The 21,826-nt window shown below is 60.2% G+C and carries 15 protein-coding genes and 1 pseudogene; 9 read left to right on the forward strand and 7 right to left on the reverse strand.

Features of this window, described 5'->3' with window-relative positions; translation table 11 throughout:
* Positions 1-65 precede the first annotated feature (65 nt).
* Positions 66-2,147 (reverse strand): M13 family metallopeptidase, encoded by a 2,082-nt coding sequence (locus tag FG94_RS16810; protein ID WP_036214048.1) that lies wholly within the window; start codon positions 2,145-2,147, stop codon positions 66-68.
* 593 nt (positions 2,148-2,740) lie between these two features.
* Here FG94_RS16810 and FG94_RS16815 point away from each other — a divergent pair.
* The 4 genes from FG94_RS16815 to FG94_RS16830 all read left to right on the forward strand — a co-directional run bounded on the left by FG94_RS16815 (position 2,741) and on the right by FG94_RS16830 (position 8,753).
* Positions 2,741-4,168, forward strand: coding sequence for a S41 family peptidase (locus FG94_RS16815; protein WP_036214050.1), 1,428 nt, complete (start codon positions 2,741-2,743; stop codon positions 4,166-4,168).
* 113 nt (positions 4,169-4,281) lie between these two features.
* On the forward strand, positions 4,282-5,403 hold the full coding sequence (locus FG94_RS16820) for a beta-ketoacyl-ACP synthase III (RefSeq protein WP_036214053.1): 1,122 nt from the start codon (positions 4,282-4,284) through the stop codon (positions 5,401-5,403).
* 120 nt (positions 5,404-5,523) lie between these two features.
* Positions 5,524-6,834, forward strand: a complete 1,311-nt coding sequence (locus tag FG94_RS16825; protein WP_152571019.1) for a hypothetical protein — start codon at positions 5,524-5,526, stop codon at positions 6,832-6,834.
* A gap of 293 nt (positions 6,835-7,127) precedes the next feature.
* On the forward strand, positions 7,128-8,753 hold the full coding sequence (locus FG94_RS16830) for a hypothetical protein (RefSeq protein WP_036214056.1): 1,626 nt from the start codon (positions 7,128-7,130) through the stop codon (positions 8,751-8,753).
* A 63-nt stretch (positions 8,754-8,816) separates the two neighbouring features.
* On the opposite strand, the gene FG94_RS16835 is transcribed toward FG94_RS16830, so the two are convergent.
* From FG94_RS16835 to FG94_RS16860, 6 genes are all read right to left on the reverse strand, one after another.
* Positions 8,817-9,929, reverse strand: a complete 1,113-nt coding sequence (locus FG94_RS16835) for an acyltransferase (RefSeq protein ID WP_036214058.1) — start codon at positions 9,927-9,929, stop codon at positions 8,817-8,819.
* A 150-nt stretch (positions 9,930-10,079) separates the two neighbouring features.
* A complete protein-coding gene (locus FG94_RS16840; protein WP_036214060.1) occupies positions 10,080-12,113 on the reverse strand; it encodes an NADPH-dependent 2,4-dienoyl-CoA reductase in 2,034 nt (677 codons plus the stop codon).
* A gap of 56 nt (positions 12,114-12,169) precedes the next feature.
* Entirely contained in the window at positions 12,170-12,622 is a 453-nt protein-coding gene (locus tag FG94_RS16845) for a hypothetical protein (protein WP_036214062.1), read from the reverse strand.
* Between the two features lie 7 nt (positions 12,623-12,629).
* Positions 12,630-13,097 (reverse strand): DUF2721 domain-containing protein, encoded by a 468-nt coding sequence (locus FG94_RS16850; protein ID WP_027864585.1) that lies wholly within the window; start codon positions 13,095-13,097, stop codon positions 12,630-12,632.
* A 51-nt stretch (positions 13,098-13,148) separates the two neighbouring features.
* Positions 13,149-14,105, reverse strand: coding sequence for a prolyl aminopeptidase (gene pip, locus FG94_RS16855; RefSeq protein ID WP_036214065.1), 957 nt, complete (start codon positions 14,103-14,105; stop codon positions 13,149-13,151).
* 54 nt (positions 14,106-14,159) lie between these two features.
* Positions 14,160-15,482, reverse strand: coding sequence for an amino acid deaminase (locus FG94_RS16860; protein ID WP_051996861.1), 1,323 nt, complete (start codon positions 15,480-15,482; stop codon positions 14,160-14,162).
* A 547-nt stretch (positions 15,483-16,029) separates the two neighbouring features.
* On the opposite strand from FG94_RS16860, the gene FG94_RS16865 reads away from it, so the two are divergent.
* The 5 genes and pseudogenes from FG94_RS16865 to FG94_RS28280 all read left to right on the forward strand — a co-directional run.
* Entirely contained in the window at positions 16,030-17,172 is a 1,143-nt protein-coding gene (locus FG94_RS16865) for an HlyD family secretion protein (protein WP_161783975.1), read from the forward strand.
* 76 nt (positions 17,173-17,248) lie between these two features.
* Complete coding sequence (locus FG94_RS16870) at positions 17,249-19,390, forward strand: peptidase domain-containing ABC transporter (RefSeq protein ID WP_036214067.1); 2,142 nt, start codon at positions 17,249-17,251, stop codon at positions 19,388-19,390.
* A 280-nt stretch (positions 19,391-19,670) separates the two neighbouring features.
* A complete protein-coding gene (locus FG94_RS27375; RefSeq protein ID WP_152571020.1) occupies positions 19,671-19,898 on the forward strand; it encodes a hypothetical protein in 228 nt (75 codons plus the stop codon).
* Between the two features lie 286 nt (positions 19,899-20,184).
* Positions 20,185-20,991: a hypothetical protein gene (locus FG94_RS16875; protein ID WP_036214070.1), complete on the forward strand. Its 807-nt coding sequence runs from the start codon at positions 20,185-20,187 to the stop codon at positions 20,989-20,991.
* A gap of 95 nt (positions 20,992-21,086) precedes the next feature.
* Positions 21,087-21,315, forward strand: a pseudogene (locus tag FG94_RS28280) (transposase); the annotation flags it as partial.
* Between the last annotated feature and the right edge of the window lie 511 nt (positions 21,316-21,826).

Here is a 21,826-nt window from a genome sequence, read left to right on the forward strand (position 1 = left end):
TTGTTGTACTTGTAAAGGACAAACGGGCCGGCTTGCGCCGACCCGTCCTGTGTTACTCCTGCCGCTTACCAGATGATCACGCGGTCCTGCGGCGCCAGGTACATCTTGTCGCCCGGCTTGACGTTGAAGGCCTCGTAGAACTCAGGCATGTTCATCACGGTGCCGTTGGCGCGGAACTGGCCCGGCGAGTGCGGGTCGGTCTTGACCTGGTTGATCTGCTGCGCTTCGCGCATCTTCGAACGCCACACCTGGCCGAAGCCCATGAAGAAGCGCTGGTCGCCGGTCAGGCCATCGATGACCGGGGCCGGCTTGCCGTGCAGCGACAGCTTGTAGGCCTTGTAGGCGATCGACAGGCCGGCGTTGTCGCCGATGTTCTCGCCCAGGGTCAGTTCGCCGTTGACGTTATAGCCCGGCAGCGGCGAGAAGCCGTTGAACTGCTTGACCAGCTTGTCGGTGCGGGCCTTGAAGGCGGCGCGGTCCGACTCGGTCCACCAGTTGCGCAGGTTGCCGTCGCCGTCCGACTGGCTGCCCTTGTCGTCGAAGCCGTGGCCGATCTCGTGGCCGATCACGGCGCCGATCGCGCCGTAGTTGACCGCGTCGTCTGCGCGCATGTCGAAGAACGGCGGCTGCAGGATCGCGGCCGGGAACACGATCTCGTTGGTCGTGCTGCGGTAGTAGGCGTTCACGGTCTGCGGCGTCATGCCCCACTCGGTGCGGTCGACCGGCTTGCCCAGCTTGTTCAGCTGGTAGTTGTAGCGGAAGGTCGCGGTGCGCATCGCGTTGCCGACCAGGTCGTCACGCTTGATGGTGAGCTTCGAATAGTCGCGCCACTTGTCCGGATAGCCGATCTTCGGGGTGAACTTGGCCAGCTTGGCGCGGGCTTCCTTCTTGGTGTCCGGGCTCATCCATTCCAGGTTGTCGATCGACTGGCCGTAGGCGACGATCAGGTTCTTCACCAGTTCTTCCATGCGCGCCTTGCGCTCGGCCGGGAAGTGTTCCTTCACGTACAGCTTGCCGACCGCTTCGCCCAGGGCGCTTTCCACCGCGCCCACGCCGCGCTTCCACAGCGGCGCCTGTTCCGACACGCCGCTGAGCGCGGTGCCGTAGAAGGAGAAGCTCTGCTCCACGAAGGCTTTCGACAGCAGCGGCGAGTATTCACGCAGCAGCTGCCATTCGAAGTAGGACTTCAGGGTCGACAGTTCGGTCTTGGCCAGCACCTCGTTCAGGCCCTGGAAGTAGCTCGGCTGGTTGACGATGATGGTGTCGACCTTGTTGCCGATGCCCGAGGCGCCCAGCGCCGCCTTCCAGTCGTAGCCCGGGGCCAGCTTGCCCAGCTCGGCCACGCTCATCTTGTTGTAGCGCTTGACCGGGTCGCGGTTCTCGACGCGGGTCCACTGCACCTTGGCCAGCTCGGTCTCGAAGTCGACGATCGCCTTGGCCTGGGCCGCGGCATCCTTTTCACCGGCCAGCGCCAGGGTCTTCTCGACGTGCGCCAGGTACTTGGTGCGCACTTCCGCCAGCTTGGCGTCGTCCTGCTTCAGGTAGTAGTCGCGGTCCGGCATACCCAGGCCGCTCTGCGAGATGTACACGACGTGTTCGGTCGAGTTGCGCATGTCCTGGCTGACGTAGATGCCGTACGGGGTCGACACGCCGATCTTCGACAGGTGGGCGACCAGGTTCGGCAGGCCCTTCTTGTCCTTGAGGGTGCGGATCTTCTGCAGCTCGCTGCCCAGGGGCTTGACGCCCAGGGCTTCGCGGCGCGCTTCATCCATGTAGCTGGCGTACAGGTCGCCGATCTTCTGGGTTTCGGAGCCGGCCTTGGCCGACTTGTCGGCCTGCGCGGCCTCGATGATGGCCCGGATCTGCGGATTGGTGTCGTCACGCAGCTTCATGAAGGTGCCCCAGCTTGCCTTGTCGCTCGGGATCTCGGTCTCTTTCAGCCACTTGCCGTTCAGGTAGGTGAAGAAGTCGTCCTGCGGGCGCACGCTGGTGTCGATGTATTGGGTGTCGACGCCCGAGATCGGCGCGGCGACGGCCTTGGCGTTTGCTGCGGTAGCGGCGGCAGGGGCGCCGGCCGGCTTGTCCGCCGCGTTGGCAAAGGCTGCCGCCAGGGACAGCGTCAGGGTGCTCAGAAGGATACGCTTCACGGAATGGTCCTCGATTGCTGGAATTGCTGGGTTGGGAAAAAGCGGCCGGCTTGTGGCCGGTCTATCGTTGTATGCCGCCAGTGTTCGACTGTCGACCGTCTCAGCCGCCGTCCTCGACGGTACAGGCTTCAGGCATTCTAGCGGCTGCGCAAGGGGCAATAGGGGCCTGCAAGGCTTTTTTACTTTTCGATACATGCAGACAGGGGCATATCGTATATGCATGTGTTGGTACGTCACAACAACATGCGCTGCCTGCGGGGAGCTTACTCTCGGGAATGTACAATTCCCGCAGCGAGGCGGGCAAGCGGGCATAAAAAAGCCCGCGGAGGGGGCCGCGGGCAAAGACCACTTCAAAAAGTGGAGAGAGAGAAAAACTGAGATTGACTATAGGTCCCCTCCCTCGCGTCCGCTTCGACTCTTACAATTGCTTACCAGGCTAGACATTCCGTAACAGGTCTTAATATTGCTCTAAGTTTTTAGCTTGCTTGCTCAGGGTTTGGCCTGCTTCGCAGCGCCCCCTGGCGTTCAGGTTTATACTGGACTTGCGCTAACTCATGTGCAATCCCGGCCGCAGCGCTCACATTGGGTGAACCATGGGCTCCACTTTCAAGAATTCCTGTCTCGTCGGCCTGGGCGCCATTGCCGGGGTCGCGGTGACCATGCAGTTTTCCGCGCTGGCCCAGAAGCCGGTCGACGCCGGCATGCCCCTGGCCGAGCTGCGCCAGCTGGCCGACGTCTACGGCGTCATCAAATCCACCTATGTCGAACCGGTCGAGGACAAGGCCCTGCTGTCGCAGGCGATTTCCGGCATGGTGGCCTCGCTCGACCCGCACTCGGCCTACCTCGACCCACGCGCCTACCGCGAGCTGCGCGAAGGCACCGAGGGCCGCTTCGTCGGCCTGGGGATCGAGATTTCCGAGAGCGAGGACGGTTTCGTGGAAATCGTCGCCCCGATCGAGGACTCCCCCGCCTGGCACGCCGGCATCAAGGAGGGCGACCTGATCACCCAGATCGACGGCCACCCGGTGCAGGGCCTGCCGATCGACGAGGCGATCAAGCGCATGCGCGGCGAGCCCGGCACCCGGGTCACGCTGACCATCGCGCGCAAGGAAAGCCCGGCGCCGCTGCGCTTCACCATCGCGCGCGGCGAAATCGTCCAGAAGAGCGTCAAGGCGAAAATGGTCGAACCGGGCTACGCCTGGCTGCGCATCGCCCAGTTCCAGGAGCCCACCGTGGACGACATGGCGGCCAAGCTGCAGGCCCTGTACCGCGACAACCCCGACATGAAGGGCCTGGTGCTCGACCTGCGCAACGACCCGGGCGGCCTGCTGCAGGGCGCGATCGGCGTCGCCGCGGCCTTCCTGCCCAAGGATGCCGAAATCGTCTCGACCAACGGCCAGCTGGCGGACTCGCGCCAGCGCTTCTACGGCCGCCCCGAGTTCTACATGCTGCGCAGCGGCGCCGATCCGCTGTCCAGCCTGCCGCCAGCCTTCAAGAAGCTGCCGATGGTGGTGCTGGTCAATACCGGCTCGGCCTCGGCCTCCGAGATCGTGGCCGGCGCCCTGCAGGACTACAAGCGCGCCACCATCCTGGGCAGCCAGACCTTCGGCAAGGGTTCGGTGCAGACCATCCGCCCGATCGGCCGCGACGCCGCCGTCAAGCTGACCACGGCGCGCTACTACACCCCGGCCGGACGCTCGATCCAGGCGCGCGGCATCGTGCCCGACTTCCCGGTCGACGAGACGCCCGACGGCGACGGCCTGAATGCGCTGCGCATGCGCGAGGCCGACCTCGAACGGCACCTGTCCAACGACCGCGACAAGGAAGCCGCCACCCGCCAGGAAGACATCGAGGAACAGATGCGCCTGTGGGCCGAGGCGCGCGAGCGCAAGCCGCTCGACTACGGCAGCGCCGACGACTTCCAGCTGGCCCAGGCCCTGCGCCATCTCAAGGGCGAGAAGGTGCAGCTGTCCAAGCGTGCGGGGTCAAGCGGCACGACGCTGGCGCAGCACGCGCGCTGAGCTAGGTTTACCTCTCTAAACTGTCGTTTTCGACAATTCCCAGGTCCGGTCCGAGGGTGTAGAATCGGCGCATCTCGCGGGCAACTCCCGTTATTTCCTTGAAAGTCCCCCACATGAAACCTGTCGTGATCAGCGGCACCGGCCTGTTTACGCCGCCGTATTCCATCTCCAACGACGAGCTGGTGACGGCCTACAACGCCTACGTCGAGCTGTACAACCAGGAACACGCCGCCGCCATCGCCGCCGGCGAAACCACCGCGCTCGAGCCCTCGAGCAGCGCCTTCATCGAAAAAGCCTCGGGCATCAAGTCGCGCTACGTGATGGAGAAGGAAGGCATCCTCGACCCGGCCCACATGACCGCCCGCATCCCCGAACGCGCCGACGAACAGGTGTCGCTGCAGGCCGAGATGTGCGTGGCCGCCGCGCGCGAGGCGCTGGAGCGCGCCGGCAAGCAGGCATCCGATATCGACATGGTGCTGGTGGCCTGCTCGAACATGCAGCGTCCCTACCCGGCCATGGCGGTCGAAGTGCAGGACGCGCTGGGCATCGAGGGCTTCGGCTTCGACATGAACGTGGCCTGCTCCTCGGCCACCTTCGGCATCCAGACCGCGGTGGACGCCGTGCGCAGCGGCCGCGCGCGCGCCGTCCTGATGCTGAACCCGGAAATCACCAGCGGCCACCTGAACTTCCGCGACCGCGACAGCCACTTCATCTTCGGCGACGCCTGCACCGCGGTGATCGTCGAAGCCGCGGACACCGCGACCGGCGCCCACCAGTGGGAAATCCTGGACAGCAAGCTCAAGACCAAGTTCTCGAACAACATCCGCAACAACTTCGGCTTCATGAACCGCTTCGACGAAGCCGGCATCGGCGCGCCGGACAAGCTGTTCCGCCAGCAGGGCCGCAAGGTGTTCAAGGAAGTGTGCCCGATGGCGGCCGAGATGATCGCCGACACCGTCACGAATGCGGGCCTGAAGATCGAGGACGTGTCGCGCTACTGGCTGCACCAGGCCAACCTGAACATGAACCTCCTGATCACCCGCACACTGCTGGGCCGCGATGCCGAGCCGAACGAAGCGCCGGTGATTCTCGACACCTATGCGAATACCTCGTCGGCGGGGTCGATCATTGCCTTCCACAAGTACCAGGATGACCTGCCGAGCGGCGCGAACGGGGTGATCTGCTCGTTCGGGGCGGGTTACTCGATCGGTTGCGTGGTGGTGCGCAAGAAATAAGTCCATGCGAGGGCTGTCCTGACGCAAGCATTTTCTGCCATTGCGTACCGCGAAGCTGCTCCCTACTTCCTATTTTTCAAATATCCCGGCAAGCGCTCTACAAGCGCTTGCTGCAGTCTGTTGCAACTGCGCAGCATGGCACACCCTGGTGTCCGCTGTGTCGAGCAGGATTTCAAACAAAAAGTTTGCGCTGGCAATCTTCAAAGAGTATTATTTCCTACGCAACAAAGAGTAACTCTGCCTTATCAGCAAACCTGGACGTTTTCACGAAAACGTTTGCCCCTCGACTATCAATTTCCCGGGTCGTTCATGCTTCAAAAAGCCGTTCATTCACGCTTCGCGAGCATGCTGATCCTGTTCGTGCTCTATTGGATCGTTGCAGCTGCCAGTGTTTCCGGATCTCTAGGCAAATGGGCATTGCGTGATGGAGAGCAGAATTTTGGAATTGAACAAATTCTGAACGAACAGGCAAGCCGGCCATTTGTGTACCGCCGTCTGCTACCCGAAGCTGCGGATTTTGCCGAACGGATCACACCACAGTCGATAAAACTCTACGTAAGTGACAAGCTGTCGCCTCATCGCACGTTTGCGCGCGCCAGTGCCGCTGGCGATCCGAAGTATGCATTCCGTTATGTGGTGATGGCTTATCTCTGCCTGGGCGCCAGTTTGCTGACCTTGTTTGTTCTCTCTGCCTTGCTGAGAGACCTCGGCTTTACCCGTCAGACGACAGTAATGGCACCGATGGCATTTGTGCTGGCATTTCCCTTTCTGCAAACCGTAGGCGGCTATTTTTACGATTCCGTGGAACTGTTCTTTTTGAGTGCCGCTGCCTTGCTCGCGGTGCGTGGGTACTGGATCGTGCTCGTTGCTTTGGCAGTCCCGGCCACCTTGAACAAGGAAGCATTTTTCTTTTTCGTGCCGTCCTTGTATCCGCTACTGCGCATCCGCCGTGACCGGAAAACGGCCCTGGCGGCGATTGTCGCTACGGTGGCCGTCTCTGGTATCGTGAATGCATGGATAAAATGGCTTTATGCAGGAGCAAGGGGAGATGTGGCACACCTTCAACTGCTGAATAACATAGAAAAATACTTTTACCTGCCTACTTATACCCAGTTCGAGGTAACTTATGGCATGGTCGGGCCAAGTGGCGCTTTTCTCGGCACCTTGCTGGTCATGGCAATCATTGTTATTCGTGGCTGGTCCACCTGTCCCCTGGTCGCGCGCCAACATTTGATTATTGGCGCCGCCCTCAACCTTCCCCTGTTCCTGGTATTTTGTGCGCCGGGTGAGTTACGTAATCTCAGCATGCTCTTCGTCGGCTTCGTTGTACTGCTTGCATGCGTGTCGGATTCCGTCAGTTCGCGGATTCCGCTGGCCTCGGTTGATGCAAAACGGACCAGCAATATGGATGACGCCAAGCTTAGCGCTTGACCAGCCCTGAATGCGTGAATGTGAGAACGCAAGCCGTCAATTGCTTTCAATGCGATCGATAGCGTCATCGGGTCGCTGCCCTCCAGGCACACCGTGCAACTGTCGCTTTTGACTTACTAATCAAATTCCTCGTTTCAAAATACTGAACAAAATGGTAACCTACTGGTGGTTATCACATGAACATTTCCAATAGTTTGTCGTCACCCTTGCTGCTTGTTGACACGTTCAGGCAGCACTAGTTGAAATGCATGCCTCAGCTAGCAAGATCGGTGTCCCCATCAGAACAATAAGCCATGAAACGAATTTCTCCAGCTACGGCGCCACGCCTTGGCATCGGTCTGCTCGCCTTCTTCTTGATATTCAGTGTGTTACTCGCATCCGTGCTGCCGATCTATACCAATGATGGACCAGCTCACCTCGGTATTGCCAATTTCCTGGCACATGCTGTCGAGGGCTCGCTGGCCACCGATATGTATCGGTCTAACGACACGCTGAATCCGAATGTCGCCGCCTATCTCTTGCTGATACCTTTATTGAAATTCGTCTCGGCGGACCATGCCGAGTCAGTGGTGCAACTGATTGCTTTGCTCGGCCCGCCGCTTGCCGCATATTTTGCGATCGCGCAGATCCGCTACGACCGGGCATGGCTAGCGATCCTGATCCTGCCGCTATCCCTTAATCAGTGCTTTTTTCTTGGCCTGTATAATTTTTGTTTCTCCATCGTCGCGTTCTTTCTAACGCTCGGTGCCTATTTCTGGATGCTGCGATCAGACGCGACCAAGCGAGTGCTGTTTCCGATCGCCATGCTATACCTGGCCTTTTTTGCTCACGCGGCGGGTTTTATCGCTGCCCTCGTCAGCATTGCAAGCCTGGCCCTCGTGCGTGTCGGGTTGGAGCTGCGTATCCACCGTAGCTGGGGCAAGTCAATTCTGTCCCTCAAGCGTGAGTTCCTGATCGCCGCTAGCCTCACGCCCCTCGCTTGGCTAATGCTAACCAGCAACAGCAAGGGCCCTGTAATTTATGGAACCTGGCTACAAGGACGGCTGCTCGACCTGGCGACACTGCGAATCCTGGAAGTGAACGCGCTCAGCGATGCAAAGATCGGGCTGGTGTTGAATCTGGTACTCATCGGCGGTGTGGTATGGGGGATCGTGAGGCTGTGGTTCGCACGCGCGGCCTTGAGCGAAGACATGGCCGGGCTAGCGGGGGCCGTCGCACTCGTTGCAGCGCTCACTCTGCAGGCGTTGCTATTCCCTGACGTTATGGGAGGAGGATGGACCCATTTTCTGCGGATGTGTTTATTTCCTGCATTAACCGCGCCCTTCTGCTTTGCCTACTTGCCGCTTGGAAACAGAACCAAAGCCGTTATTGCGATCGTAGCGGTAGGCGCCAGCGTCGGCCTATTGGCCAGCACGATGCACACGCAAGGGAAGGTGAAGGAAGAGCTGGCTCATCTGGAAGCGATCGATCGGATTGTCGGCAAGCATTGCGCGGTCTTGCCAGTAGTTCTCGAGAAGCGGCCGCAAAACGAGCAAATGCGCTATAGCCCATTTTTTCACGTGGCAACACGTCTCGAACACCGGTATGACCGGGTAGCGCTATTTAACTATATCGTCCGGCTCGATGTATATCCGATCCAATACCATGAAAAACATAATGTTCAAGAACTCCTGTTCGACTGGCAGCCAGCTCAGCAGCGCACGGCCATCGAGCATCTGACCGTAGACCGCTTTGAAGCGCAGTCCGGCATTCCCGTCGATTACTTGCTGCGCTGGGGCCACGCCGACCAGGCCAAGATGCCACTCAAGGCGGATATCGCGAACATTGCTGCTCTGAGCACGCTGGTCTATGAATCAGCGGACCGGCGTATCCAGTTATACCGACGTCCCATCCATCCGCGATCACGCTGCACAACTTGAGGCTGGATTCAATTCTCCGTTAAATGAGGTGTCGGCGAGTGGTGGCCAAGTACCGTGTCTTCGCTATTCCCGTGCGCCCTGCCTCTTCATGAATTTCATCGAGAGCAGAGGAATCAAGGATCGCAAGTAATTGCGCAGTAGTGGTTCCCCGTACGCAGAGACGGCATAGGCTGCGATGATGGTTGCCGCCAACGCAAGCGCTACCCGAACGAGATATGGCGCCATGTCGGAAGTCACGTGATACAAGATGAAACCACCCAGTGCTTCGTGCATGAGATACAGCGGATAGGTCACCAGTCCCAAGGCGCGCAGGACACGTTTGGCTGAAGGAGCAAGACGCAGCGTCTTCCGGTGGCGCATTGACAGGTAAACCCCGTAGGTGCACACGGCGAAGGTCATAATGCACGAAACTAACAAGAAAGTTGAACTCATCACACTGTCCGTTGCCGCAGCATGGATCGCTCCAGTGGAGATTTCGATCATTGCCAGAATCGATGCAGCTAGAAACAGCAGCAAATCGGTCCGTTTTACCGGATATCCTTCGGTAAGGTACCAGATATAGATTCCGAGCGCGAAGAAACAACCGTGTCGGATCAGCAGCATATTCGTTAGCCCGAAACCCACTTCAAGCCAGGGCAAATTCAACAGGCCGATTTTCTGGCAGAAGGCGGCGATCAAGTAGGGGCTGCTGAGCACAATCAGCGCACGTGCAATAGCTACCAGCTTCAGCTGCCCACCGGTACACAGTGCGAGAAAGATAAGAAAGTAGAATGCGAGCTCGATCGGCAGTGTCCAGTACGCGCTGCTAATGTAGTAATTGCCTACCAGGGTCATCGAGCGCGCGAGGGCTCCCAGCTGTGGCACAACGCCGATACCCTGCTCCTTGTAGGCATCCCAGGGAATCGAGGACATCAGCGCAAAACTCGCGATGCCCGCGATCCATGCAGCAGGATAAAGTCGAAGGAATCGCCCGATCAGGAAGCGTCGCGGACTGGAGCCATGCGCCGAATTGGCGATGACGACGCCGGAAATGACAAAGAAAATCTCCACACCGACCCAGCCAAAAGGCATGATCATGGCGCCCTCCACCGTACGATGGTGAAATACCGCCACGATCATGGCAGCAAAAAAACGTAGCGCATCAATACCGTAGGCGTAGTCGTCACTCTTGTTCAATTCTTTTCCTGTCGATCGCTATATTTAAAGAAGTGCGCAATTGGCATACTGGAAGTCCTGACAGCAAGGAAACCAGGAGTTGTTTGCAGACTAGCTGATCAATAATTAGGACGCAAGAAATAAACGTTTTGACGCGCTCTGGGTTGCCTCTTACAAACGTGCCGCCAGCTCCGCTCCCTCCCGAATCGCCCGCTTCGCATCCAGCTCCGCCGCCAGCGCCGCCCCGCCGATCTTGTGGAAGCGCGGCCCGCCCTGGACAGGCTCCGGCGGCATCAACTCCGCCAGGCTCTCCTGCCCGGCGCAGACCACCACGTTGTCCACTTCCAGCAGGCGCCGTTCGCCGCCGACCGTGATGTGCAGACCCGCGTCGTCGATGCGTTCGTACTGCACCCCCGCCAGCATCTGCACGCCGTTGCGCACCAGGGTCGCGCGGTGCACCCAGCCCGAGGTCTTGCCCAGCCCTGCACCCGGACGCGTGCTCTTGCGCTGCAGGAGCCAGACTTCGCGCGGCGGATGCGGCTTCGCGGGCGCCTTCAGGCCACCCGGCGTGGAAGACGACGGATCGACGCCCCATTCCCCCATCCAGTGCACCTTCGGCACCGGCAGCGGCACTTCGGGATCGTGCACCAGGAACTCGCCCATGTCGAAGCCGATCCCGCCCGCGCCGATGATGGCCACGCGCCGTCCCACCGGCCGGCCCTCGCGCAGCACGTCGAGGTAGCTCAGCACCTTCGGGTGGTCGATCCCGTCGATGGCCGGCTTGCGCGTGGTGATGCCGGTGGCTACGACGACGTCGTCGTAGCCTTGCGCCAGCAGCTCCTCGCGGCTGACGCGCCGGCCCAGGCGCAGGTCGACGCCAAGGAGTTCGATCCTGCGCCCGAAATAGCGGATGGTCTCCGCGAATTCTTCCTTGCCCGGCACGCGCATGGCGACGTTGAACTGGCCGCCGATGCGGTCCAGCGCATCGAACAGCGTCACCCGGTGCCCACGCTCGGCCGCCACGGCGGCCGCGGACAGGCCGGCCGGCCCGGCGCCGACCACGGCGACACGGCGCGGCCTGGCGGTCTTGCGGAACACCAGTTCGGTCTCGTGGCAGGCGCGCGGGTTGACCAGGCAACTGGCGCGCCGGTTCGAGAAGGTGTGGTCGAGGCAGGCCTGGTTGCAGGCGATGCAGGTGTTGATCTCGTCGGCGCGGCCGCCGGCCGCCTTCGCCACCCAGACCGGGTCGGCCAGGAAAGGCCGCGCCATCGACACCAGGTCGGCCTCGCCCCGCGCCAGCAGCGCCTCGGCGTCACCCGGCATGTTGATGCGGTTCGATGCCACCACGGGGATGCTGACTTCCCGGCGCAGGCGCCCCGCCACCTCGGCAAAGGCCGCGCGCGGCACCGAGGTGACGATGGTCGGCACGCGCGCCTCGTGCCAGCCGTAGCCGGTGTTCAGGATCGTGACGCCCGCCTCTTCCAGGGCCTTGGCCACCGCCACCACCTCGTCCCAGGTATTGCCGCCTTCGACCAGGTCGAGCACCGAGTGGCGGTACATCAGGATGAAGTCCGGACCGCTTACTGCGCGGATGCGGCGCACCACCTCGACGGCCAGGCGCATGCGGTTCTCGATCGGGCCGCCCCACTCGTCCGTGCGCTTGTTGGTGCGCGCACACAGGAACTGGTTGAGCAGATAGCCTTCGCTGCCCATCACCTCGACGCCGTCGTAGCCGGCCAGCTTCGCCAGCTTCGCGCAGCGCGCATAGGCGGCGATGGTGGACTCGATGCCGGCGGCGTCGAGCGCTTTTGGTTTGAACTTCGAGATCGGCGACTTCAGGCTGGAAGCGGACACCACGAAGGGCTGGTAGCCGTAGCGGCCCGCGTGCAGGATCTGCAGCACGATCTTGCCGCCCTCTTCGTGCACGGCGCGCGTCACGCGCCGGTGGTTGGGCACGTCGCCGAGGAAATTGAGGGTGCCGCCGAAGGGCAGCAGCCAGCCCTGGCGGTTCGGCGAGATGCCGCCGGTGACGATCAGGCCGACGCCGCCGCGCGCGCGTTCGCGGTAGAACGCGGCCAGCTTGCCGTAGTTGTAGAAGCGGTCTTCGAGCCCGGTGTGCATGGAACCCATGATCACGCGGTTCTTGAGGCTGGTGAAACCGAGGTCGAGCGGAGCGAGGAGCTGCGGATAAAGTGAATGCGTCATCACGGCATTACACCGTGATTTCGTGGAGACGTGGCTCTAAACGGGTCCTGGTCAGTTCAGGCCAGGTGGCTTTCGCGGTCGCGCAGCTCGGCGAAGCCTTCGATGCTGCCGATGTTCACCGTGACCGGCCGCAGGACCGCGCTTGGGGACATCGAGCGCCAGGCGAACTGCCATTCCTGTTCCAGCGCCTGGCCGGCGCCCTTGGTGAAGGCCGCGCCCAGGCGCGAGCGCGCGCCGTACTCGACCGGCCCGTCGATGCCGGCCCAGTCGGGCAAGGTATGCTGCACCGCGCGGTGCAGGCGTTCGCCGAACAGCTCGGTGTTGTGGATCACCAGGCAGCTGTCGGCCGGGCCAAGCACGTCGAACAGGCGCTTGTCCCACACGGTCGAGAACGACACGGTCAGGAAGAAACCGCTGGGAACCAGGCGGAACTGGCCGCGCAGCGCGGCTTCGAGTTCGGTGCGCGTCGCATAGCGGTGCAGGGTTGGGGGGCGTTCGTAGTCGTGCATGTTCGGTTCAATCTGTGAAAGTGGCGCGCTGGCGCGGCTGCCGGAGCGAGTGCAGGTGCTGCATGCGCATGAAGCGCGAAGCGATCAGGACTTCGCGCAGGAAATAGACGAAGCTGCTGATCAGGCCGATCATGGCAAACACGAACAGGCCGGCGATGTACTGGTCCAGCGGGATGTTCATGGTATCGCCGAGGAACAGCGTCGCAATGACCAGGCAGATCAAGAGGCCGCAGGCGGTGCTGGAGCCGATCGCCGTGTTGACCAGGTGCGAGCGGACGTAGAGGATCTCGAGTTCGGCCGAGTATTCGGCGTCCGGGCCATCGCGCAGGCGGTCTTCGAGCACGCGGGTGCGGTCGATGATGCGCGCCAGCCGGTTGGTCAGCACGGTCAGCTTGGTCGCCACGCCAGTCAGCAGGAATACCGGGGCGATCGCCAACTGGATGACGTGGCCGATGTCGCTAAGCTGGAGATTCATGAGAATGCTTCGTGTTCGTTATTCTAGGTTTTCTTCATAGTGTAACAGCCCTCAATCAAAGCGGCCGTGGCGCTTGAACTGCTCGGTGGCGCTCACCAGCGCCCGGGCGATGCCGGTCTCGAGGGCGCCGTGGCCGCCGTCGGGAATCATGTGCAGCTTCGCGCCCGGCCAGGCCTGGTGCAGGCGCCAGGCCGACAGCGGCGGGCAGATCACGTCGTAGCGGCCCTGTACGATGGTGGCCGGCAGGTGGGCGATGCGACCGATGTCGCGCACCAGCTGGTCTTCGTCCAGGAAGGCGCCGTGCAGCATGTAATGCGACTCCAGGCGGCCGACGCCGAGGTCGAGCGCGTCCGACGAAGGCTCGTCCGGCTGCGGCAGCAGGAACACGCGCCGGCCTTCGAAGCGGCTCCAGGCGCGCGCGGCCGGCCAGTACACGTCGGGATCGTTGCACAGCAGGCGCTCGCAATAGGCCTTGAGTAGGTCACCGCGCTCGGCCTGCGGGATCGGCGCCACGAATTCCTCGTACAGCTCCGGATAGAACCATTTGACCCCGTTGATGAACCAGTCGACCTCGGCCTTGGTACACAGGAAGATCCCGCGCAGCACGAAGCCAAGGCAGCGCTCGGGGTGGGCCTGGCCGTAGGCCAGCGCCAGGGTCGAGCCCCAGGAGCCGCCGAACACCAGCCACTGCCTGATACCGAACATCTGCCGCAGGCGCTCGATGTCGTCGATCAGCAGCTGGGTCGTGTTGTTGCGCCATTCGCCCAGCGGCGTCGACTTGCCGGCCCCGCGCTGGTCGAACAGGATCACGCGGTAGGCGCTCGGGTCGAAGAAGCGCCGGTGCTGCGGCGACAGCCCGGCGCCCGGCCCGCCATGCAGGAACAGTACCGGGATGCCGTTGGGGTTGCCGACTTCTTCCCAATAGATCGTGTGCAGCTCGTCGACGGCGAGCATGCCGTGGCGGATGGGCTGGATCGGCGGGAAAAGGGACGGCGGTGTGGCAGGCATGGGACTCGGCTCTCTCGGCGGGTGGAAACCGATTGTAGCCTAGAGCCTATCCTTTCAGAAGAAGGTGTTCAGCGCCTCGCGCACGTTGTAGGCGTCGTCCACCGCCAGCAGCACCTGCCACTTGTCGAAGGTCGTGCAGGGGTGCGAGATGCCGCAGCCGACCAGGTCGCCCACCTGCAGATTGTCGCGGATGCCGCCCTCGGGAAGCGCCAGGTAAGCGTGCTGGTCGTTCATCTTGAAGATCGTGCAGCCGGGCGGCAGCTCGCTTGGCACACTTGCGTCGCTGCCCGGACGGTGGGTGAACAGCGGCGTGGGAAGCGCTTCATCGTAGGAGGCATCGCGCTTGCCCATGGTGAGGATGGCCAGGCCGGGCTCCGGGCGCGACTGCACTGTGCTCCAGACTTCCAGCGCCGGACGCAATCCCTCCACGGTGTGCGCTTCGCGCGTGTCGAGCTGGGCCAGCAGGCGCTGGTAGGAACCGTGGTCGCTGGTGAGGTAGCAGCCGCTGCGCAGCACGGGGCGCACCGGGCGCGACAGATCATCCATGCCCGCGAAGCCGCGCGCCACCAGGTCGAAATAGGACGAGCCGCCGGCCGAAATCAGGATCTCGGCAGCGCCGAACAGCTGTTGCCCATCCGCGGTTTCGACCAGGTCCACCAGCTCGGCCAGGAAAGCCCTGACGGCGCGCAGATCCGCATCGCGGTCGTCGCTGACCAGGAGGCCTTCATAGCCTTCGAAACCCGCCAGGGCCAGGCCGTCGGCAGCGGCAATGGCGCGCGCCACCGCCAGCGCCTCCTCGGGCTTGCGGCAGCCGGCGCGCTTGCCGGCCAGCCCGAGTTCGACCAGCACCGGCAGGGGACGGGCCAGGCCGCGCGCCGTCACCGCCGTCGAGAGGCGCGCCACGCCTTCGATCGAGTCGGCCAGCACGAAGCATTCGAAATCCGGATCCTCATGCAGCAGCGCCAGCACCGCCTCGATGTCGGCGCGCGCCACCAGCTGGTTGGCCAGCAGCACGCGGCGCACGTTGAAGCGGTGCGCCACCTGCACCTGCGTGGCACTGGCCAGCGTGATGCCCCAGGCCCCGTTGGCCAGCTGGGCCGCAAACAGCTGCGGACTCATCGTGGTCTTGCCGTGCGGAGCCAGGGTGGCGCCGTGGCGCGCGCAGAAGTCGCGCATCCAGGCCAGGTTGTGCTGGAGCGCCGAGGCCTTCAGTACGGCAACCGGGAAGGACGTATCGCCGCGCAGGACGTTCCAGCCCTGCACACCGATCGCGCCCTGGCGGAGGGCTTCTGTGAGCGGCAAACCCTTGGTGCCGGGCCGCAGCAATTGTTCATCCAGGCTGGACAGCGCCAAGGCGCCGCGCGGGAGAGTGTGCATTGAAGCCTCTCTAGGCTGTGAGGAAGACCATGATTGTAATTCGGCCCGATATCTGGAAGACCGGTCAACACCGAAACATCAATTCTTTATTTTGCATTATTACCAATATTGTGTCGTGGGGTTTCCAATGTTTTTAAGCCAGTTGCATAACCTGTTCTGAAAAAGCCGAGAACGAATGTTCCGATCTTGCAAAGCTTTAAAAGCCAGTGCCATACTCGTGCATATCTTGCAGCAATACATCAAGTTTTTTCGTTGTTGTGGCAGGGTCTATCGTGCCCGTGATCAATACCGCGTGCAGGCAAAAGGCCCACAGCCAGCTTTGAAAGTGACAGATTTTGCGCGACACCGTTACGACTTCGGGCGAGCAGGAAAGTATGCCGCCTGAACATGCTCCAGCTCCCGCAGCGACACCTGAACCCGCAGCTGCACCCAAGACCTTGTTCCGCCAGCAGGCCATCGAACACGTCATGGTGCGCAGTACGGCACCGTCGTCCTGACCCGCCCGGTCAGCCATGTGGTGCTAACCGGGGTGTTTATGACGTTGGCCTTGCTGCTTATCGCCTTTTTCATCTTTTTCGAGACGACCCGCAAGTCTCACGTCCAAGGCATGCTGGTGCCGACCGCAGGTGTTATCCGGGTGTATTCAACCCAGATGGGCGTGATCAAGGAAGCGCGCATCAAGGAAGGCCAGTTCGTGCGCGAAAACGAGGTCTTGTTCGTCGTATCCAGCGAGCGCAGCAATGCTGAAGCAAGCTCCACCGAGGCCCTGGTTTCCGACCTGCTGACGCGACGCCGCGACAGCTTCCATGCTGAACTGCAGCAAGCCAAGGCACAGTTCGTCCAGCGCCGCGCAGCCCTGCAGCAGCGCGCGCAAGACTTGCAAAGCGAGATCAAGCGGCTGGACAACCAGGCGCTCATGCAGAAGCAGCGCATCGCCCTGTCCGAGCAGACCGTGGCGCGCTTCGCGCAGTTGAAGGCTACTAACTACATCTCGGCGGCGCAACTGCAGGAGCGCGAAGCCGAGCTGCTCGACCAGCGCCAGCGCCTGCTCGAGATCGAACGCATCCGCTCGGCGACCCAGCGCGACCTGGCCGGCACCCAAGCGGAGGAACGGGACGTCGCAGTACAGGCGCTGCGCGACGAAAACGCCTTGCGCCGCAATGCTTCGACGCTCGAGCAAGACCTGACCGAGAACGAGGCGCGCCGCGAAATCCTGGTGCGCGCGCGCCAGAGCGGTACGGTCACGGCGATCTCCGCCAATCTCGGTCAGACCGTTGGTATTAGCACTTCGCTGGCATCGATCCTGCCGGAGGGGAACAAGCTGGAAGCTGAAATGTATGTGCCATCGCGTGCGGTTGGTTTCATTAAGCCGGGCATGACCGCCTTGCTGCGCTACCAGGCTTTTCCGTACCAAAAGTTCGGTCAGCATGCGGCCCGTGTGCGGGAGGTGGCCACCACTTCGGTACGCCCCGAGGAGCTGCTCACCTCGGCGGCTGCCATGCCGGGCGCGTCCCAGTCGGAACCGGTGTACCGCGTCCGGCTCGAGCTCGATCAGCAGACCGTAAGGGCCTATGGCGCAGCGATGCCGCTACGATCGGGCATGCTGGTCGACGCCAGCGTCATGCTCGAGCGCCGCAAGCTCTACGAATGGGTGCTGGAACCGGTGTTCAGCATTTCTGGTCGCCTATAAACACATACGTCTTCCGTCATCCTGCCGGCTGCGGTACCGTATTCGTGGCCAGCGCATCCCTGATCGCAGCTGAACTATGCAATTTCCCCTTTCACAGTTAGCCTTCTGGAACAGCCGCCGGCTGCCTGTCCTGCTGCAGACCGAAGCAGCCGAATGCGGCCTGGCGTGCATGGCCATGGTGGCCAGTTATTGGGGCCACCAGATCGATATCCCCAGCATGCGCCGGCGCTTCTCGGTGTCGATGAAGGGCGTCAACCTCAAGGGCTTGATGGCGATGGCCGGCGGCCTGTCGCTGCAGACTCGCCCGCTCAAGCTGGACCTCCAGCACTTGCCCGAACTGAAGCTGCCCTGCATCCTGCATTGGGACTTGAATCACTTCGTGGTGCTCAAGTCGGTCTCGGCCAAGCACGTCGTCATCCACGATCCGGCCGTTGGCGAGCGGCGCCTGCCGATGGAGGAGTTCGCCAAGCACTTTACCGGCATCGCGCTCGAACTGACGCCGACCTCGCAGTTCGAAGCCAAGGAAGAGCGTCAGCAATTCTCCCTGTTTTCCCTGATGGGGCGCGTGGTCGGTCTGCGCCGCGGTCTAACCCAGCTGCTCGCACTTGGCCTGGCCCTGCAGGTTTGTACCCTGATCGCGCCTTTCTACATGCAGTGGATCGTGGACGAGGCGCTGCTGGCCGCGGACAGCGACTTGATCACGGTACTTGGCTGCGGCTTCCTGTTGCTGGTACTGCTGCAGACCGCGATCGGAGCAGTGCGCTCATGGGTCACGACAGTGCTGGCCACCAGCTTGAACCTGCAGTGGCTGGGCAATGCCTTCTCGCATCTCCTGAAGCTGCCGCTACCGTATTTCGAAAAGCGCCATACCGGCGACATCGTGTCGCGCTTCGGTTCGATTCAACGGATGCAGACCAGCTTGACCACCCAGTTCGTCGAGGGTGTAATCGATGGCGTGCTGGTGCTGGGCACCCTGATCATGATGCTGCTGTACAGCCTGAAACTGGCGGCAGTGGCCTTCATTGCCGTGCTGCTCTACGCGCTGCTGCGCTGGACCATGTTCCGCCCCTTACGTGACGCCAATTCCGAGCAGATCATCCACGCCGCAAAACAGCAGAGCCACTTTATGGAAACGGTGCGCGGCATGCAGAGCATCCGCCTGTTCGGACGCAGCGACGAACGCCGTTCAGGCTGGATGAATTCGCTGACCGACGAATTTAATGCTCAGCTGCGCATCGCCAAGCTGTCGGTTTCTTATCAGACCGCCAACAGCTTGCTATTCAGCGCAGAGCGCGTGATCGTCATCTGGCTGGCGGCACTGGCCGTGCTCAACAATGAATTTTCGGTCGGCATGCTATTTGCCTTCATTAGCTACAAGGACCAGTTCAGCGGGCGCATGGCCAGCCTAATCGACAAGCTATTCGAACTGCGCATGATCCGCCTGCACGGTGAGCGCCTGGCCGACATTGTGCTGACCGAAGCGGAACGTGATAACAAAGCGGCCGAGATCGACGCCAGCCACATCGTGCCCTCGATCGAGATTAAGAACCTCAGCTTCCGTTATTCCGACAACGAGCCCGAAGTCATCCGCGAGCTCAACCTCAGCATCCCGGCCGGACAATGCGTGGCGATCACCGGGCCGTCGGGCTGCGGCAAGACCACCTTAATGAAACTCCTGCTCGGCCTGCTCACGCCGACCAGCGGCGAAATTCGCATCGGCGACGCACCTCTCGGTTCACTGGGCATCGCGAACTACCGCGACATACTCGGCACCGTGATGCAGGACGACACCCTGTTTGCTGGTTCCATTGCAGAGAACATTGCCTTCTTCGACCCGATGATCGACATGCAACGCGTGTACAAGTGCGCCGAGCTCGCCGCCATCGAGCCCGAAATCGCTGCCATGCCGATGGCCTTCAATACCTTATTAGGAGATATCGGTACCGGCCTGTCGGGCGGGCAGAAGCAGCGCATCCTGCTGGCACGCTCGCTATACAAGAATCCGAAAATCCTAGTGCTGGACGAGGCGACCAGCCATTTGGACCTATTGAATGAGCATGCAGTTAACAAGGCGATCCAGCAATTTCCCCTGACCCGGATCATCGTAGCGCATCGTCCGGAGACCATCCAGATGGCAGAGCGCGTTATAGTTTTACATAATGGACAGGTCGCCCAAGACCTCATTTCGGAAAATCAGGGAGGAAGAAAAGCGGCATAACCCGCATTTTTCACGCTATATCTCATTCGGGCTTCGGGAAAAATCCAGCGCGACATGAATTATGCTAACGGGGTAAATTAAAAGAATGTTTTTAATTATTGCTGCGGCATAAGGATTGATAACATGAGCGGGTGAAACCGCTCAGATGTACCGATTGAGCAACTCGATAAACATACGCTGAAGCGATTATTTCAAATTCGGCTTTCTATACTTGACATGAATTTTATAATCCACGATTATTAGGGTACTGCACTTGCAATGACATCAATGAGGAATGAATATGCAAATTCTGAACAATGCGGAAATTGACATGGTTTCCGGCGGCGTTGACAATAAAACCCCAGCACAAGCCACGGCCTGCGCAAATACGATCCTTTTCTGGGGAGGTGTTGGTTCCGGTCTTGGATCGGTCGCCGGTGGTTTCATTGGATTCTTCGGTGGCGCCGCTCTCGGAGGATGGTTCGGAACGACGCGCGACGTCTGCAAGACTCAGCAAGCATCCCAGTAAATAGCTTGTTGAAACTACAGTCGCAAAAGGGCTGTGTGAATTAATCCATGTTCATAAAAGCGCTAACGGCAAGAGTGCAGTCTTGCTGCTGGCGCTTTCCGTGCAAGTTCAGCACGTGCGCTGAATCCTTGATCATGCACTCAAAAACAAATGTATTTTGCTGCTCAGTTTAATGCGCGTGTTACATTAGATGGTGTAGAAACTCATCAGGATGTATTATGAGTGCAAGCAGCTGGCTGAGTAATTTCTAAATAAAGGAAAGACTCAGCTACCTCCCAGGATCGCCATGATTAAATTTAACGCAACGAAATATTACAGCCAGGTAATTTCATTCTTTACGGTCGCCATTGTATTTTATCCAGTTCTGCTTTCTGTCCCGGCGCATCGTTTATACACTATCTTCGAAGAAATTACACTGTATAAAATATATTGGCTGTTGCCAATAATGTTATTGCTGTACTTTGTTTTCGTTCGATTTTTTGAAATTTCATGGTCTATTTTGTTTGACAGGCCTTATGTATTGCGCCCAAAGTCGACCATTCTGAGCACTCTCCTATACGGCGTACTGGCTCTAAAAAGATCGAATACCCCAGTTCTGCACAAGTCTCTGAAAATTGAGGCAACAGCGTTTCGCTTGGTGCTTAGCGCTGCATTTTTATCTTTTATCGGTTCCGCCCTGTTAGACACCATCATACAGATTGTCAGGAATCAAAATCTCGTCGCTCCGGCGCAAATCACGAGCATTTCAAGCTTCGTCGCCGTGTTGATCGCTCTTGCCATTATTTCCCCCTTATTGGAAACAATAATTATGGCTGCGATCCTCGAAATATTGACAAAAGTCTTAAAGATCAGCCCGCGCAACGTCACCATCTTGTCAGCTGCCGGCTGGGCAGCCGTACATGGAATGAATAATCACCCATTGCAAGCGTTCTCGATGTTTTGGGTCTTCTTTATTCTTACCGCACTATATTTTCGATCCCGTGGGTCGTTCGAGTGGCTTGCATCCGCGCTGATACTGTTAGCATCCCATTCATTGAACAATTTCTTGGCTCTTTGCTTTATCGCAGCGAAGCAGACTTTGTTAATCCAATGAGATTTGGCAAGGCGGTAACTTGCCGCGAAGATGGGCTTTGCTATGTAAAGCACGGCTGACCAGCGCTAAGCCCGAGAGACTAGTAGTCTGCACACATGAGACAGGCTCCTCAGAAGTACCGCATCACAAACTGGAAGATATACAGTGAAACGCTAGAGGCACGTGGCTCGCAGCTCATCTGGCTCGACTTGGCGATGAGCTGGTGTGACCCCAAGCGGCAAGCGCGGGCGCAGACAGATACTCAGCGACGTGGCGATCCAGTTCTCCCTGAGTATCAAGTGCCTCTCCAATCTACCGCTGCGCCAGACCACGGGGATAACACAAGGTACAAGGCCTGCTGCGCCTTGCTTGACTTGACAACTATTGGCGCAACCGGTAAGTACTCGACAAGAAATGAATGTGAGTTTTGGCAAACAGAACCGGATGCGGTGCAAGGCGGCGAGTGCGCCGCAGTGCGAGCACTGCAAGCAGGAGCCAACGCAGCAACGCGCCGGTTATGGCAGCCAGAAACACATTTATTTCAGGGCGAGTACTTAGATCGCTAAAACAGAAAATATGCGCAGCAATGCTGAACTATCTTACTGGCCTGGCTGTACCGAATATGGCCCCGGTGTCGTAATACGATCTGCGAATAGCGAAAGTTCGGCCTTTACTAAATACGTCCAACAAAGCTGCAGAGAACAGAGTTTACGGAATTCACAGATGGCACCTGATCTTGCCCCGCTTTTCCCGGACACAGCCTGATGCTTAGTTAGCGTCAGTTTCCAGAGCCTGACGGCGTCGCTCTTTCCTAAACATGCGCGGCGATTTGTAGCCGAGCGCCGAATGCGGATGC

Origin of the sequence: Massilia sp. LC238, assembly GCF_000735635.1 — a bacterium.
In the GTDB taxonomy this organism is placed as follows: domain Bacteria; phylum Pseudomonadota; class Gammaproteobacteria; order Burkholderiales; family Burkholderiaceae_D; genus Telluria; species Telluria varians.